The sequence below is a fragment of the Micromonospora aridisoli genome (assembly GCF_056150025.1).
The window spans coordinates 409,296-425,734 of record NZ_JAXCFK010000003.1 but is presented as its reverse complement, the minus strand read 5'-3'; the positions used below and the strand labels follow the sequence as shown (position 1 = coordinate 425,734).

10 protein-coding genes are annotated in these 16,439 nt (G+C 71.6%); 4 read left to right on the top strand and 6 right to left on the bottom strand.

Features of this window, described 5'->3' with window-relative positions:
• Nucleotides 1–50: 50 nt before the first annotated feature.
• Nucleotides 51–1,316, bottom strand: coding sequence for a hypothetical protein (locus tag SM447_RS08900; protein WP_474572250.1), 1,266 nt, complete (start codon nt 1,314–1,316; stop codon nt 51–53).
• A 35-nt stretch (nt 1,317–1,351) separates the two neighbouring features.
• Complete coding sequence (locus SM447_RS08895) at nt 1,352–2,332, bottom strand: hypothetical protein (protein WP_474572249.1); 981 nt, start codon at nt 2,330–2,332, stop codon at nt 1,352–1,354.
• Nucleotides 2,333–2,731: 399 nt separating this feature from the next.
• On the opposite strand from SM447_RS08895, the gene SM447_RS08890 reads away from it, so the two are divergent.
• The 3 genes from SM447_RS08890 to SM447_RS08880 all read left to right on the top strand — a co-directional run bounded on the left by SM447_RS08890 (nt 2,732) and on the right by SM447_RS08880 (nt 6,393).
• Nucleotides 2,732–3,958, top strand: coding sequence for an MFS transporter (locus tag SM447_RS08890; RefSeq protein WP_474572248.1), 1,227 nt, complete (start codon nt 2,732–2,734; stop codon nt 3,956–3,958).
• Nucleotides 3,959–4,007: 49 nt separating this feature from the next.
• Entirely contained in the window at nt 4,008–5,600 is a 1,593-nt protein-coding gene (locus SM447_RS08885; RefSeq protein ID WP_474572247.1) for a GGDEF domain-containing protein, read from the top strand.
• 67 nt (nt 5,601–5,667) lie between these two features.
• Complete coding sequence (locus SM447_RS08880) at nt 5,668–6,393, top strand: YqjF family protein (protein WP_474572246.1); 726 nt, start codon at nt 5,668–5,670, stop codon at nt 6,391–6,393.
• 345 nt (nt 6,394–6,738) lie between these two features.
• Here the strand turns inward: SM447_RS08880 and SM447_RS08875 are convergent, their stop codons facing one another.
• The 4 genes from SM447_RS08875 to SM447_RS08860 form a co-directional block, all read right to left on the bottom strand.
• Nucleotides 6,739–8,193: a permease prefix domain 1-containing protein gene (locus SM447_RS08875; protein ID WP_474572245.1), complete on the bottom strand. Its 1,455-nt coding sequence runs from the start codon at nt 8,191–8,193 to the stop codon at nt 6,739–6,741.
• Nucleotides 8,190–8,564 carry a PadR family transcriptional regulator gene (locus tag SM447_RS08870; protein WP_474572244.1) on the bottom strand — a complete coding sequence of 125 codons (375 nt, stop codon included), beginning with the start codon at nt 8,562–8,564 and terminating at the stop codon, nt 8,190–8,192. The genes SM447_RS08875 and SM447_RS08870 overlap by 4 nt, the downstream gene beginning before the upstream one ends.
• A 140-nt stretch (nt 8,565–8,704) precedes the next feature.
• Entirely contained in the window at nt 8,705–10,201 is a 1,497-nt protein-coding gene (locus tag SM447_RS08865; RefSeq protein ID WP_474572243.1) for a DEAD/DEAH box helicase, read from the bottom strand.
• Between the two features lie 165 nt (nt 10,202–10,366).
• On the bottom strand, nt 10,367–10,588 hold the full coding sequence (locus tag SM447_RS08860) for a hypothetical protein (RefSeq protein ID WP_099851929.1): 222 nt from the start codon (nt 10,586–10,588) through the stop codon (nt 10,367–10,369).
• Between the two features lie 305 nt (nt 10,589–10,893).
• On the opposite strand from SM447_RS08860, the gene SM447_RS08855 reads away from it, so the two are divergent.
• Nucleotides 10,894–16,398, top strand: a complete 5,505-nt coding sequence (locus SM447_RS08855) for an ATP-binding protein (protein ID WP_474572242.1) — start codon at nt 10,894–10,896, stop codon at nt 16,396–16,398.
• Nucleotides 16,399–16,439 lie beyond the last annotated feature (41 nt).

Sequence of the window (16,439 nt, the reverse complement as noted above, 5' to 3'; positions counted from 1 at the left end):
GGTGGGTGGGGCCGGCGAGCCGACCCCACCCACCCCCGTCAGCGGTCGCGCTACGGTGCCGCCTGACGTCGAAGGTGTTCGGCGAAGGCGGACTGGCTGCCCAGCATCAGCATGATCGCGTTGCGGTAGGCGACCGACCCCCACAGGTGCAGTTCCTCGTCGTCGATGTCGCCGAAGATTCCGGCGAGCGCCCTGCGTTCGCGGCGGTCGAGGACCTTCTGCGGTCGGCTGAGCAGATCACCCTCCCGGCGCAGGGCGTCGAGGTAGGTGGCGACGGCCGAGGTGTACCCGGTGCCGCCGAGTTCCTCCAGCATGCCGAACTCGAAGATGTGCAGCGCCGCCTCCGACTCCCAGTCCTGGGGGCGCTGGACCTGGCGGATCAGCATCGTGTGCCGGGCCTCGAACAGCAGCAGGATCCCGCGGCCGAGCCGGCTCATCGGGCGGCGGCTCGACGGCAGCCGGAGCGTGCGTACCGGTTGTCCGGTGGCGACGTCCACGGCACCGGCGTAGCTGGGCATCCGCTCGCGGCCCGGCACCGGATCGGGCACCAGGCACACCTGTTCGGCGTACGTCAGGGAGGTCTGGCCGGAGAGCGACCGCACCGTCGCCGCGTACAGCTCCGCGAAGGGACGGTCGTCGGCCGGCGCGCCTGGTCGGAGCGAGTAGACCACGCCCGGCACACCGGCCGCGGGCACGCCCAGCACCGCGGTACTGCGCAGGAAACCCCAGGTCGTCTCGGCGTACCGGCTGCGGCGGGCCACCTCGGCCGCGGTGTCGCGCCAGTCACGGGCGAGCCGCAGCCGCTCCCGGAGGTCGACAGCGCCGGTCATCTCGACCAGCGCCCGGAGCGGTGCGGCCGCAGGATCGACGTCGAGCGGATCGGTGACCACGGAGGGACCGATCGCCGCGTGCTCCGCGCAGTCCGCGTCGCTGTGCGGGTTCCCGGGCGCACCGTGACAGTCGCCCAGCCAGGTGACGTCACGACCGCCGGACTGCCGGGCGAACGCCGGCGCCGGCAGCATCCCGGCGCGCAGCACCGTCTTGTACTGCACCCGGGACCGGGCGGTCCGCAGCATGTCGAGCGGCAGGACCGGGGCCAGTGCCAGGACCGTTTCGATGATCACGCAGTGCGGGCAGGCGGTCCCCTCCGGGTCGACGACGCGGTACTCGCGCAGATGGTCGAGACCGGGCTGCTCCCACTGCACACCGATGCCGCCGCCCTCGCGCAGCATCAGGTAGAGGTGGGTGGTGGCCTCCCGTTCCCGGGTGACGGCCACCATCTCGTCGAGGAACCGCCGCCGGCTGATCTGCTCCACCGGGCCAATGTATCGAGCGATGTCACGGCCTCCGTTCAACGCTGGTTCGGGAAGACCAGGGCCGTCAGATCCGTCGTGCCCTGCCGCAGGGTCGCCGTTCCAGTGCCACTCTCGATCAACGCTCTCCGGCAGCCGTCGGCCTCCACGTAGACGAATCCGCTGGGCAGGTGCAGCACCGCGAATCGGGTGGCCGGTGTGCCGCAGTCGGCGGCCAGGCCGGACGCGACGAGTTCCCGCCTGATCGCCACCCATCGCCCGACGTCGAGCGCCCCGCCCGACTCGAACTCCCCGACCGGCTTGCCGCCGCCCTGTTCGTGTCCGGGTACGCGGTAGAGGCAGATGCGCACCTTCGCACCGTCGTCGGGCAGGGTGTCCGGTGCGCCGGTCCGGCCCCCACCGGACTCGCCGGTCACCCACACCATGTCCGCCCACTGCTGGCCGCACCCGGTGGCCACGGCTTCGTCCGACTCCAGTTCCCGCAGCACTCGCGTGGTGACCGTCTCGGTCGGCAACGTGTCGTACGCGGTGCGAAACTCCGGGCGCGGCTTCGCGCAGCCGTCGACTGGAATGCCGGGACGGACCCACCGCCCCTGCGCGTCGAGCAGCGCCAGCCATGGTACGAACGGCAACTCCAGCGTGCAGGCCTCCTGGGTCGACGGCTGGTCCGGCAAGCGCAGCGCCGCCACCAGTGCCGACACCTCGTCCGTGCGCTTCTCGACGGCAACCAGGTCAGAGCCGCCGCCGGGTCTCTGCTGCGGGCCGACCAGGCAGACGACCGCCGCCACCGGCTCGAACCCGGTGGGCAGCAGTGGCAGCGACAACCCGTCATGGCTGCCGGTGAACTCCAACTTCCGCCCCGACGTGGCGGCGGCGCACGAGTCCCATCGGAGGTGGACGGTTGGTGGCCCGGGGGATCGTTCTCGTCCCGGGGACTCGTGTCCGGGAGGCACGGCGCTGGCACAGCCGGCCGTCGTCAACGCGAGTGCGATGAGCAGAGCCCTGACCCGGCTGGCCATGACCACCCCTTTCGTCGTCGCCGCCCTTCACACAGGTGCGACGACGCCGCCTGGCGAAGCGTTCCCCTGAGCCATCTTCCAGCCGGGAGCCCCGCTGAAGCCGCCCGACACGGCTGCTGCGGTTGCCGGAAACCTGTCACCGCGAGACCGCCGACCCCCAGGAGCCGCGTACCTAATCCGGTTCCGGCGTCCGGTGCGGACGGCTATCCTCCGCCCTGACATCGGTCGATGGACAGGAGTTGAGAATGCGCCTCGACATGGTCACGGCCCCCGCTCCGGCGCGAGAGTTCACCGTGCGCTGACCCTGCGGCCCACCGTCGGTCCGCCGACGGTGACGGTGCTCCTCGCTACGGAGCGGCCCCCTTGTGGCCGTTTTCCATTCCAGCTCGAGGAGCGATTTTGCGTGCCCTGGTATCCGCGCGTCTCGGCGCGGACTTCGCCAAACTCTGGACCGCCTCGGCGGTGTCCAACATCGGTGACGGCATCACCATGGCGGCCGGCCCGCTGCTGGTCGCGTCCATCACCGACGATCCGGCGCTGATCGCCGGTGCCGTTTTCGTCCAGCAGCTGCCCTGGCTGCTGTTCGCCCTGCTCAGTGGTGCCTACGTCGACCGCCTCGACCGGCGTCGACTGGTGGTGACGGTGAACCTGGTGCGCGCCGTGGCGCTTGCCACGCTGGCCGTCACCATCGCCTCCGGAACCGTCACGGTGGCTGTCTTCTACGCCGTGCTCTTTCTCCTCGGTACGGGGGAGACGTTGGCCGACACCGCCATGGGTGCGTTGCTGCCGTCGGTGGTCGCCCTGGACCGGCTGCCGAGCGCCAACGCACGGTTGTACGCGACCTTCACCATCGGCAACCAGTTCGTGGCCAAGCCGCTGGGCGCCTGGTTGTTCGTCATCTCGGCGGCGGTGCCGTTCGGACTCAACGCGCTGACGTTCGCCGTCGCCGCGGCGCTGCTGGCGGGCATCCGACCTGCTCCGGCTCCGGAGTCCGCCGAGCGTACGTCGGTGGCCCGCTCGATCGCCGAGGGTGTGCGGTGGCTGTGGCGGCACCGGCTGCTGCGGACCCTGGCCCTGAGCATGGGCGCGGGCAACGTCGCCTTCTGCGCCGCGTTCGCGGTGTTCGTGCTCTACTGCCGGCACCGACTGGGCATCTCCGAGGTCGGCTACGGTCTCCTGCTCACCGCTTTCGCGGTCGGTGGGTTGGCCGGCACCGGGGTGGCGACCCGACTCGTCCGGATGTTCGGTCACCCCGTGGTGCTGCGGGCCGGGCTGGTCATCGAGGTCGCCACGCACCTGGTCCTGGCGGTCACGACGGAGGTCTGGGTCGTGGTGGTCGTCCTGGTCGTCTTCAGCGCGCACGGCATGGTCTGGGGAGTCACCGTCGCGTCGCTACGGCAACGACTCGTGCCGTCGCGGCTGCTCGGCCGGGTCGGCAGCGCCTACGCGGTGCTCGATCTGGGCGGAGCGGCGGTCGGCTCCCTCCTCGGTGGCCTGTTCGTCAGTGCCTGGGGCATCACGACACCGTTCTGGATCGGCGCGGCGACGATGGCCACCGTCGCCCTCGGTGCCTGGCGACCGCTGGCGCACACTGCGGACCGGCGGGAGGCGCTCGAAGGGGGGTGATTACCGTAACATCGGGCTGTTCTTCCCTGGGCGGTGCGGAGGAGACCGCATGGACGAGGTGACCCTCCGGGCTCTGCGGCTGCTGGAGGAGGCGCAGGCCGGTGGCGCCGACCAGGTGCTGGCGGTCGCCGAGGCGGCGCTCCGCGAACCGACCGGGGAGATCCGCGACGGGCCGCCGGCGATGCATTTCGCGCGCGTCGTGGCGTTGACCCGGCTGGGTGACCTGCGCGCGGCGATCGCCGCCGCCGACCTGATGTTGGCCGCCGCGGAGCGGGAGGGCAGCGCCGGTTGGCGCTCGTGCGCGCTGTCGCTGCGCGCCGACCGGCGGCTGCGCCTCGGCGACCAGGACATCGCCGAGTACGACATCGAGACCGTCCTGCGGGATCTCGTCAGCGCGGAAACGGCCCTGCTGGCCGGCGAAGCCGATCCGGTGATCGAGGGCAACGCCCGCACCGGGTTGGCGATCGGCTACGCCAAGCTGCGTCTCTACGAACTGGCCGCACCGCAGTTCCAGGCGGCGTACGAGACGACCTGCCGACCCGGCTACCCGGACAACGGCAACCGGGCGATGTGGCTGTGCAACCTGGCGGAGCTCAACCTCATGTGGGCCCTGGAGCTGTACCAGGTCGGTCAGGTCGTGGAGGCGGAGAAGCACACCACGGTGGCCGAGGAGCACGCGGTACGGGCGGTGACGGAAGCCTCCGGGCCCAAGGCGGACGTGTGGCGGCTCTCCGCGTCGCTGTTCGCGGCGTGTGCCCGCGCCGACCGTCAGGACCCGGCCGGTGCGGCGGCGGACATCCCCCGGTTCCTCGCCCTGTTGCAGGACCACGGCATCGAACAGCGGCACCAGGAGCAACTGCTGTGCCGCCCCTTCCACGCCGTGGCACTCAGCCGATCCGGACGCCCCGAAGAGGCGTTACGCGTCATCGAGGAGGCGGTGACCGGCCTGTCGCCCGACACCGACTGGCTGATCTCGGCGGCGCTGCACCGTACGCACGCGGTGCTGCTGGCCGGGAACGGGGCGCGCGACGCGGTGCCGGGCCTCACCTACGGCGACGCGCTGGCGGAGCTGTTGTGGCGACAGCGGCACCGCTGGCTGCACGCGGCGGTGACGATGCAGTCGTACGACGTCCTGCGGTGGCAGCACGAGCGGGCCGAGCGGGCCGCGCGGATCGACCCGCTCACCGGGGTGGCCAACCGGCGCGGTCTCGACAACTTCCTGGAGAACCTGGCCACTCGTACGGCCGCCGCGCCCGATCCGGTGGCAGTGTTGATCGTGGACGTGGACCAGTTCAAGCACATCAACGACTCGTTGGGGCACGCCACCGGCGACCAGGTGCTGCGCGCGGTCGCGCAGGTGCTCGCGGCCAGCGTACGCAGGGATGACTTCGTGGCCCGGCTGGGCGGTGACGAGTTCGTCGCGATCCTGCCGGGGGCCGATCTCGACGCCGCGGAACAGGTCGCCAAGCGGACGGTCGACGCGGTCGCCGGGATGACGGCGTGGCAGGTGCGGGCCAGCGTCGGAGTGGCCAGCGGTTCCGCGTACGCACTCGGGGAGACCCTGACGGACGCGGACCGTGCGATGTACGCGGCGAAGCGGGCGGGCGGGAACCGGGTGAGCAACCACCACCGGGCCTCCTGATCGGACGGACGGCGCGGTGCTCCGGCGACGGGGTCGTACCGGCCGGCAGGTCCGGCAGGATCGGCATGTGGACATCGAACCGATCGACGCCGCCCCGACACGCCGATTCAGCCGCGCCATGCTTCGGCAACGCTGGGAGGATCTGGTCTTCCTGCACTGGCCGGTGGAGCCGGAGCTGGTGGTACCGCTGCTCCCCGCCGGCACCCGCCCCGACACCCTCGACGGGCTGACCTACGTCGGGCTGATCGGCTTCCGCATGGTCGGGCTGGGCCTCGGAATCGGGCCGGGAGTGCCGTACTTCGGCAGCTTCTGGGAGACCAACGTCCGGTTGTACTCCGTCGACGATGTCGGCCGACGGGCCGTGGTGTTCCGTTCGCTCGACGCGTCCCGGCTGGTGCCGGTGCTGGTCGCCCGGGCGACCCTGCGGTTGCCGTACATGTGGTCGGCGATGGGGCTGGAACGCGACGGCGACCGACTCAGCTACCGCTGCCGGCGTCGCTGGCCCGGCCCGGCCGGCGCGGCGAGCCGGATCGAGGTCCGGGTCGGTGCGCCGATCGCCGAGCCGACCCCGCTGGACCACTTCGTCACCGCGCGCTGGGGCCTGCACACCCGGGCATACGGGCGTACCCGCCACCTGCCGAACTGGCACCCCCGCTGGCCGCTGCACCGGGCGGAGCTGCTGGCCCTCGACGACGAGCTGGTGACCGCCGCCGGGCTGCCGCCGCCGCAGGGACCGCCGACCAGCGTGCTCTACTCACCGGGGCTGCCGGTCGTGTTCGGCACGCCGGTCTAGCTTCAGCCGATCGGGGACGCCTCGCCGCGGAGGTATCTGGTGAGCAGGTCGTAGGCGTAGGAATCCAGATCCCACTGGTCGATGATGCGCACCGTGTGATCGATGCGGGCGGGTTGATGGCGAGCGGGCTCAGCAGGTTGACGATGTTTGTCGGTGAGTCGGTACGTGGTGACCTACAACGGACTGACCAGGTAGGTCGGAACCGATCACGGACTACTGCTCTCGCCGGCGAAGCTCTTGCTCAGTTCCGGGGCAGGAACTACGGTTCGGGCTCGTTCGCGGCCAGCGGGCGTGGGCAGCTGGCAGCCGTCCACGCCCGCTGGCCATTTGGGCGGGTCCGCTCGCTCAGAGGTAACTGAACAGCGGGGGGAAGAGCAGGACCACGATCCAGGCCCATCCGGCGTACACCGGCAGGTAGCGGGTCTGCCAGCGTTCCAGGGCCGCGAACGGGGTGCGCCGACGGACGAATCCCAGCAGCAGCCACGCCGACCAGGCGAGGTTGGCCAGCAGGATGACGTTCTCGCCGAGGGCCGCGGCCTTGTTCGGGGTGGTGCCGTACTCGGTGATGCGTTCGGTGATCTCCCTTAGCACCAGCACGTCGATGACCAGCGCGCTGATCACGAGGGCGAGCTGCAACTTGTCGAACAGTCCGGGCGGGGCCAGCGGGTCGCGGGCCGAGATCGAGTAGAGCAGCAGTCCCAGCACCACGACCAGCAGCAGGTCGAACAGGATCAGAGCCTCCCGCTCGACGTTGATGCCGGCGGTGGTCCAGACGAGCGCGACCAGGAAGGCCAGCAGCGCGGCGGTGAACAGCGGCGTGAACAGGCGGGTGAGCACCGGGGCGATGTTCTCCACGACGCTCTGCTTGGCCTCGACGAGCCAGCCCGCCACGACCACCGCGGCCACCGCGCCGCACGGCAGGAGCCACTGCGAGATGAAGCCCTCCGGATCGATGCCGATGGCCTGGAAGGTCCCGACCGTGAAGGCGGTCAGCACGCCGCCACCGAGGGCGATGAGCACGAAGTAGACGAAGCATTCGCCGGTGAAGCGGATGAAGTCCATGCGTCGGCGCGACGAGCGCAGATCATCGGCGACGTACGCCAGGCCCACCACGAACCACAGGGCGATGGGCAGGTGGATGGTCGTCAGCACCAGCGACTGGGAGTCGTCGGCGAGGGGATAGATGTTTGCGGCCACCGCGCCGAGCGCGAACAACGCCACCATCACCCCGATCAGCGCCGCCCCGGCCCGGCGACGCCAGGCCAGATAGGCGGCCAACCAGGGCAGCGCGAACAGCGAGGCGTTGGCTGCGTAGAACGCGCCGTCCCGGTCGAGGCTGAGCCCGAACAACTCCGGCAGCTTGATCGACACCGCCGCGCCGACGGCGCAGATGATCATCGCGATCAGGTCGCGTCGCGACCGGGTGTCGGTCTCGGGGTCGTCGGTACCGCCGGTCAGCACCAGCTGTTTCCATAGCCGCTCCGAATGCTCCCGGGCGAACTCGCGGGACAGCTCGTCCAGGCCGCCGAGCCGCTTGACCGCGACCAGGAACGCCTCGTCGGGTCGCAGGCCGGCGGCGAGGAGTTCGTCGACCGAGCCGCGGAGGTGGTCCTCCAGCTCCTCGGTGTCGGATCGCTGCAACTCGGGGCGGCGTCGCACGTAGTGACGCCACTGGGCGAACTGGGCCTCCAGCTCCTCCTGGCCGGGCGACGTCGTCGTCACGTCCGGGCCGTCGGACGCGGTGGTGCCTTCCTGGCCCGGCGACGCCGTGGTGCCGTCCGGACCACCGGGCGCGGTCATGCCAGACCGCCGAGCGGGATCGCCGTCGAACGCCGGACGTCGCCGGGGTCGACCCAGATCGACTTGAGCGCGTTCACCACGGTGTCCCACTGGCGCCGCTGCTCGGCGAGTTCGGCCAGGCCGCTGGCGGTGATGCGGTAGTACTTGCGGCGCCGCTCCCCGGGGACCGACTGCCAGCTCGACTCCACGTGCCCGAGTCGTTCGAGCCGGTGCAGCAGGGGGTAGAGCAGCCCCTCGGTCCAGTCCAGTTCGCCGTCGGACAGCTCGTTGATCCGTCTGAGGATCGCGTACCCGTAGCTCTCCCCGTCGGCCAGGATGCCCAGCACCATCGGTGTCGCCGAGGCGGCGACGAGATCCTTGGTGACCTTCATGAGGTCCTCCCACCATCAATACCTAGAACTATTAGGCATAGTAGTTCTAGGTATTGCGGCGGCGCAAGGAGACGCCCGCCGGCATCGCCGGCGGGCGCGGGACCTGTCGTCAGGGAGTGTCGTTCGGGCGGACGGGCCGCTCAGCGGCCGCCGCCGCGCCCGCCGGGCCGGGCCCGGGCGGAGAACGCCGCCGCGCCGCCCCGTGCCGAGGCGGCCGGAGCCGACCGCGTCGATGCGGCCGCGCCACCACGCGCCGAGGCGTTTCCACCGGCCCGCGCGGAGACGTTCCCGCCGCCACGTGCCGAGGTGGCCGCGTCGGACCGCGCGGAGGCGGTTGCGGTGGGCTTGCCCCGGCGTCGGCCCCTCCCGGCGGGTACGGGTGACACCTCGCGTCGGCGGGTTGCCGCCGGCTGGGCGGCCGGCTGCGCCGTCAACGTCCGTTCCCCCGGAGCGAGTTCGCGCAGCAGCGCGTCGCCCGGACGCAGCCGCGTGGTGGTCGCCGCGATGCCCGCCTTGCGGGTCAGTTCCCGCACCTCGGGCGCCTGCGTGTCGGTCATCAGCGTGACGACGGTCCCGGAGGCCCCGGCCCGGGCGGTACGCCCCGAGCGGTGCAGGTAGGCCTTGTGCTCCACCGGCGGATCGGCGTGGACGACGAGGGCCACGTCGTCGACGTGGATGCCCCGGGCCGCGATGTCGGTGGCCACCAGCGTCCGCGCCGAACCGTCGGAGAACGCCTTGAGATTTCTGCTGCGCGCGCCCTGGGCCAGGTTGCCGTGCAGCTCGACGGCGTCGACGCCGGCCGCGACGAGCCGGCGGGTGAGCGTCTTCGCGCCCCGCTTGGTGCGGGTGAACACCACCGTCCGACCCGGCGCGGCGGTCAGGTCGACCAGCACGGCGAACCGGTCCTCGGCGTGCACGTGCAGTACGTGGTGCGTCATCGCGGAGACCGGCGACAGGGTCGAGTCGACGCTGTGCACCACCGGGTCGCTGAGGAAGCGCCGCACCAGCACGTCGACGCCGGCGTCCAGGGTGGCGGAGAAGAGCAGTCGTTGCCCGCCGCGCGGGGTCAGCTCCAGCAGTCGGCGTACGGTCGGCAGGAACCCCAGATCGGCCATGTGGTCGGCCTCGTCGAGCACGCTGATCTCGACGGCGTCCAGGTGGGCGTGTCCGGACTGGACGTGGTCGGCGAGCCTACCCGGGCAGGCGACCAGGACGTCCACCCCGGCGCGCAGCCCGGCGATCTGCGGCTTGGCGGCCACGCCGCCGAAGACGGTCATCGTGCGCAACGACAGCGCCCGTGCCAGCGGCGCCATCACCTCGTCGATCTGGGTGGCCAACTCCCGGGTGGGCGCGAGGATGAGCGCCCGGGGGCGTCCGGGCCGGCGCGGTGCGGCGGTGGCGGCCAGGCGGGTGAGCACCGCCAGGACGAAGGCGTACGTCTTGCCCGAACCGGTGCGGCCCCGACCGAGCACGTCCCGCCCGGCCAGCGCGTCGGGCAGGGTGGCGGCCTGGATCGGGAACGGCCGGTCCACCCCGGTCGCGGCGAGCACGCGGGTGAGCGCCTCGGGCACGCCGAGGTCGGCGAAGGTCGGAAGGGTGGCCGGGTTGGTCTGTTGCTGCGGGCGGCGTGCCGCCATGAAGGCTCCGAACGTCGAAGGGGACGTCCCGCACGGCGCTGACGCTGCCGGCTGCGGCCTGACGCGTCGAAGGCGCGTGGCCCGGGACATCGAATCGGACCCACGGTCACGTGGGTCGCGTAGCCAGCCTACCTGATGGCGGTGCGCCGGGTGTCGTGGTGAGGTTCAGGAGGGCGCCACGACCCGCCACCGGCTCTGGCCACCCATCCACGCCCCGGCCAGGATCTCCGCCGACTTGCGGCCCGGGCACGGGTAGATCTTCGAGCGCCCGGTGCCGCCGCCGGCCCGGGCCTCGACCTCCCACGACTCACCGTCGGTGCGGATGTAGACGTCGCGACGCCCGCGGGGGGTGTGGTCGCCGTTCCACCAGTGACGCTCAACTCTCACCCGTTGACCGTATAGCACCAGGTCCGGGAGGGGAAAGGTAGATGATCTTGCTAGAGGGGGCCACCACGGAGGGTGGTCGGGGCCTCACTCTGACGTGGTCGGATTCGTGCCCGTTCGGCGTGAGTCGGGCCATCCGTGGTTGTCGGCGAAGGCGGAGTTGGTGGGTCTCGACAAAATCTGTTGTCCGGAGGTGGCAGTTCCCACGTCTTCCTTACCCGCTGGTAGCCACGAAGGTTGGTTGAGCGGGACCCCTGTCCGAGGAGCGTCCCCCTTCTGCCAGGACGAATCCTACGGAGGCCTGCTCGGTGTTCAGCCGCATCGCCATCGTCAACCGGGGAGAGGCCGCCATGCGGCTGATCCACGCTGTTCGCGAGCTCAACGCCGAGACCGATGCCCCACCGATCGAGACCGTCGCGCTCTACACCGAGGCGGAGCGGGCGGCCACCTTCGTGCGGGAGGCGGACGACAGCTACTGCCTCGGGCCCGCGTCGGCGCGCCCGTACCTGGACCACCGGGTCCTCGAACGGGCGCTGCACGAGACCGGTGCCGACGCGGCCTGGGTGGGTTGGGGCTTCGTCGCCGAGGATCCCGCCTTCGCCGAACTCTGCGAGAAGAACGGCGTCACCTTCATCGGCCCCAGTCCGGAGGCGATGCGCAAGCTCGGCGACAAGATCGGCGCGAAGCTGATCGCCGAGGAGGTCGGCGTGCCGGTCGCTCCGTGGAGCCGCGGTGCGGTGGAGAGCCTGGCGGCGGCGCAGCGCGCGGCGGCCGAGATCGGCTACCCGCTGATGCTGAAGGCGACCGCGGGCGGCGGCGGCCGGGGCATCCGGGTGGTGCGCAGCGACGCCGAACTCGCCGAGGCGTACGAGCGCACGAGCCTGGAGGCCCAGCGTGCGTTCGGCAGCGGCGTGGTCTTCCTGGAGCGGCTGGTCACCGGCGCGCGGCACGTCGAGGTGCAGGTGATCGCCGACGGCCAGGGCACCGCGTGGGCGCTGGGCGTGCGGGACTGCTCGGTGCAGCGGCGCAACCAGAAGGTGATCGAGGAGTCGGCCTCGCCGGTGCTCTCCGCCGAGCAGACGCGCGAGCTGAAGGAGGCGGCCGAGCGGCTCGCGCTGGCCGTGGACTACCGGGGTGCGGGCACCGTCGAGTTTCTCTACCACCCCGGCGAGCGGCTGTTCGCCTTCCTGGAGGTCAACACCCGGCTGCAGGTGGAGCACCCGATCACCGAGGCCACCACCGATTTCGACCTGGTCAAGGCCCAGATCCACGTGGCCGCCGGCGGTCGGCTCGGTGACCGGATCCCGACCGAGGCGGGGCACGCCGTCGAGGCCCGGCTCAACGCCGAGGACCCCGACCGGGACTTCGCGCCCTCACCCGGCCGGATCGTGCGGCTGGTGCTGCCCAGTGGCCCCGGGGTGCGGGTGGACACCGGGGTCAGCGAGGGCGACGTCATCCCCGCCGACTTCGACTCGATGATCGCGAAGATCATCGCGTACGGCCGCAGCCGCGACGAGGCACTGAGCCGGCTGCGGCGGGCGGTCGCCGAGACCACGGTGATCATCGAGGGCGGTGCGAGCAACAAGAGCTTCCTGCTGGACCTGCTGGATCAGCCCGAGGTGATCGACGCCAGCGCCGACACGGGTTGGATCGACCGGGTCCGCGCGGAGGGCCGCCTGGTGTCGACCCGGCATTCCGGTGTCGCGTTGGCCGCCGCCGCCATCGAGGCGTACGAGGACGGGGCGCACGTCGAGCGGCAACGCCTGCTGTCCACGGCGCACGGCGGCCGTCCTCAGGTCCAGCACGCCACCGGCCGACCGATCGACCTGAAGCTGCGCGGTGCGACCTACCGGGTGACCGTCGCACAGATCGGGCCGCACCGTTTCCGCGTCGGCATCGGTGAGACGTCCACGGTGGACGTCGAACTGGAGCGCTTCGACGAGCACAGCGGGAGGATCCTGGTCAACGGCCGCCGGTTCCGGCTGGTCACCGACACCCACGGACCCATCCACCTGGTCGAGGTGGACGGCATCACGCACCGGATCAGCCGGGACGAGGGCGGCGTGCTGCGCTCGCTGTCACCCGCGCTGGTCGTCGCGACCCCGCTCGCCGTGGGTGACGAGGTCGAGGCCGGCGCGCCGGTGCTGGTCCTGGAGAGCATGAAGATGGAGACGGTGCTGCGCGCCCCGTTCGCGGCGAAGGTGCGTGAGTGCCTGGTCTCCGTCGGTAGCCAGGTGGAGACCGGTGCGGCGCTGCTGCGTCTGGAACCGCTCGGTGACGGAGCAGCGAGCGAGACCGCCGAGGCCACGACCGTCGACCTGGAGCTGCCGCCCGAGCCGGTCGGCCTGTCCGCCGGGGACCGGGTGGCGCGCGGCATCGCCGAACTACGCAGCCTGCTGCTCGGCTACGACCTCGACCCCCGCGACGAGCGCCGGGCTCTCACCGGGTACCTGGCCGCCCGGGCCGAGTTGCCCCACCGCCCGCTGGAGGAGGAGGTCGAGCTGCTCCAGGTCTTCGCCGACCTGTCCGAGCTCAGCCGCAACCGTCCGGCCGGCGAGGAGACCAAGGCCGACACCCGGGTGCACAGCCCGCGCGAGTACTTCCACACCTATCTCCAGTGTCTCGACGTCGACCGGGCCGCACTGCCGGAGACGTTCCGTCAGCGACTCGCCCGGGTACTCGCCCACTACGGCGTCGACGACTTCGAACGCACGCCGGAGCTGGAGGAGGCGGTCTTCCGGATCTTCCTCGCGCAACAGCGGGCGGCGGTCGACGTGAAGGTGATCGTCACCTTCCTCCAGCGGTGGCTGACCGAGCCCCCGCCCGGCGACAGCCTGCGCGAGCTGGTCGGCCAGGCGTTGGAGCACCTGATCTTCGCCACCCAGCGCCGCTTTCCGGTGGTCGGCGACCTCGCCCGTAGCGTGGTGTTCCGCTGGGCGGCGCAGCCGATGCTGCGGCGCAAGCGGGCCGAGGTGTACGCGGAGGTCCGCAGCAATCTGCGCTACCTCGACCGAGATCCGGGCGCGGCCGACCGCGCCGAGCGGATCGCGAAGATGGTCGCCTCGCCCGAGCCGTTGGTGCGGCTGCTCGCCCAGCGCATCGGCCGGTCGGACGTCGACCACGGTCCGATGCTCGAGGTGCTCAGCCGCCGCTACTACGGCAACCGTGGCACCACCGACGCCCGGGCGGTCGAGGTGGCGGGGCAGTCGTTCTTCACCGCCGGATACGACCGCGACGGGGAACGCTTCCGCCTGGTCGCCGCCGCCACGGACTTCGCCGGGCTGCCGGAGACCCTGACCAGGGTCGCCGGGCTGGCCGCACCCGGCGGCGGCGCCGGTCCGACGGCACCGCGCCGCGACCCGGAGTCATCGGTCGCCGACGTGTACCTGACCTGGGCCGAGCAGCCCGATGTGGAGGCGATGGCCGCGACCCTGAGGGAGGTCCTCGACCGGGCCGGCCTGTTGGACGTGCTCCAGCGGGTGACGATCTCGGTGGCCGGACGCAACGGCGCCGAGATGCACCACCACTTCACCTTCCGGCCCGGTCTCGGTGAGGACCGGGTGATCCGGGGTCTGCACCCGCTGATCGCGCAGCGCCTGCAACTGCCCCGGCTGCGTAACTTCGACCTGACCCGGCTGCCCTCCGCCGACGAGGAGGTCTACCTCGTCCACTGCGTCGCGCCGGACAATCCGACCGACGAGCGGCTGGCCGCGATGGCGCAGGTACGCGACCTCACCCCGCTGCGCGACACCGACGGCCGGATCCTCGCCCTGCCGGCGGTGGAGGGCGCGCTCGACGCCTGCCTCGACGCGATCCGCAAGGTCCAGGCGCAGCGCCCGGCGAAGAAGCGGTTCGACACCAACCGCATCACCATCTTCGTCTGGCCACCGAACGACCTGAGCATCGAGGAACTGAACACCGTCGCCCAGCGGGTGCTGCCGATCACGGCGGACGCCGGGCTGGAGGAGGTGCTGTTCCTCGGCCGTCAGCGTGACGAGGCCACCGGTGAGCTGGTCGACATCGCGGTGCAGGTCTCCTACGACGAGGGCATGCGGATCTCGGTCACCGAACCGACGGCGGAGCTGATCCAGCCGCTCGACGACTACCGGCAGAAGGTGCTGTCGGCCCGCCGGCGCGGCACCACCTACCCGTACGAGCTGACCGAGATGCTGGCCGGCCGCAACGGCAGTTTCGTCGAGTACGACCTGGCCGACTCCGGTGAGCTGGCTCCGGTGCAGCGGCCCAAGGGGCACAACCGGGCGGGCATCGTCGTCGGGGTGGCGAGCACGCCGACCGAGCGCTACCCGGAGGGTGTCACCCGGGTGGTGCTGCTCGGCGACCCGACCCGGGCGCTGGGCGCGCTCGCCGAGCCGGAGTGTGCCAGGGTGATCGCCGCGCTCGACCTGGCCGAGCGGATGCGCGTACCGGTCGACTGGTTCGCGCTGTCGGCGGGTGCGCGGATCTCCATGAGTTCCGGCACCGAGAACATGGACTGGGTGGCCGCCGCGCTCAAGCGGATCGTCGAGTTCACCCAGGCCGGCGGTGAGATCAACATCGTCGTCGCGGGGATCACCGTGGGAGCGCAGCCGTACTGGAACGCCGAGGCTACGATGCTCATGCACACCAGGGGCATCCTGGTGATGACGCCGGATTCGGCGATGGTGCTGACCGGCAAGCAGTCGCTGGACTTCTCCGGCGGGGTGTCCGCCGAGGACAACTTCGGCATCGGCGGCTACGACCGGGTGATGGGCCCCAACGGTCAGGCCCAGTACTGGGCGCCGGACCTGCGCGGTGCCCACCAGGTCCTGATGGCGTACCACGACCACGCCTACGTGGCACCGGGCGAAAGCCGGCCACGGCGGGCGGTCACCACCGACCCGGTCGACCGTGACATCTCCGACTACCCGCACGCGGTGCCGGACAGCGACTTCACCACCGTCGGCGAGATCTTCTCCCGGGAGCGCAACCCCGACCGCAAGAAGGCCTTCGACATCCGTACGCTGATGCGGGCCCTGGCCGACCAGGACCACGCGATCCTGGAACGCTGGGCGGGCATGGCCGACGCCGAGACGGCTGTCGTGCAGGACGTGCACCTCGGCGGCATTCCGGTGTGCCTGCTCGGCATCGAGTCCCGCTCGGTGCCCCGGCGTGGCTTCCCGCCCACCGACGGGCCGGACACCTACACCGCCGGCACCCTGTTCCCACGGTCGTCCAAGAAGGCCGCCCGGGCGATCAACGCGGCCAGCGGAAACCGGCCGTTGGTGGTGCTGGCGAACCTCTCCGGCTTCGACGGCTCGCCGGAGTCGATGCGGCAGTTGCAGCTGGAGTACGGCGCGGAGATCGGCCGGGCGATCGTCAACTTCGACGGACCGATCGTCTTCTGCGTGATCTCGCGATACCACGGAGGAGCGTTCGTGGTCTTCTCCAAGGCACTCAACCCGAACATGACCGTCCTCGCCGTGGAGGGCTCGTTCGCCTCCGTCATCGGCGGAGCGCCGGCCGCGGCCGTGGTGTTCGCCGGTGACGTCAACTCGCGTACGGCGAAGGATCCGCGCGTGGTCGAGCTGGAGGCCCGCGTCGCGGCGGCGACCGGCGGGGAGCGGGCGGCACTGGTGACCCAGCTGATGGACCTGCGAGCGTCGGTGCGGGCGGAGAAGCTGGCGGAGGTGGCCGCCGAGTTCGACGGGGTGCACAGCATCCAGCGGGCGGTCGAGGTCGGCTCGGTGGACGCCATCATCCGCCCCGAGGAGCTGCGTCCGCAGCTCATCGCCGCCGTCGAGCGTGGTCTGGAGAAGGCGACCACGCCGTCCTGACCGGTCGGGGACGCCGGCGGCGGGATACCGTCCCGCCGCCG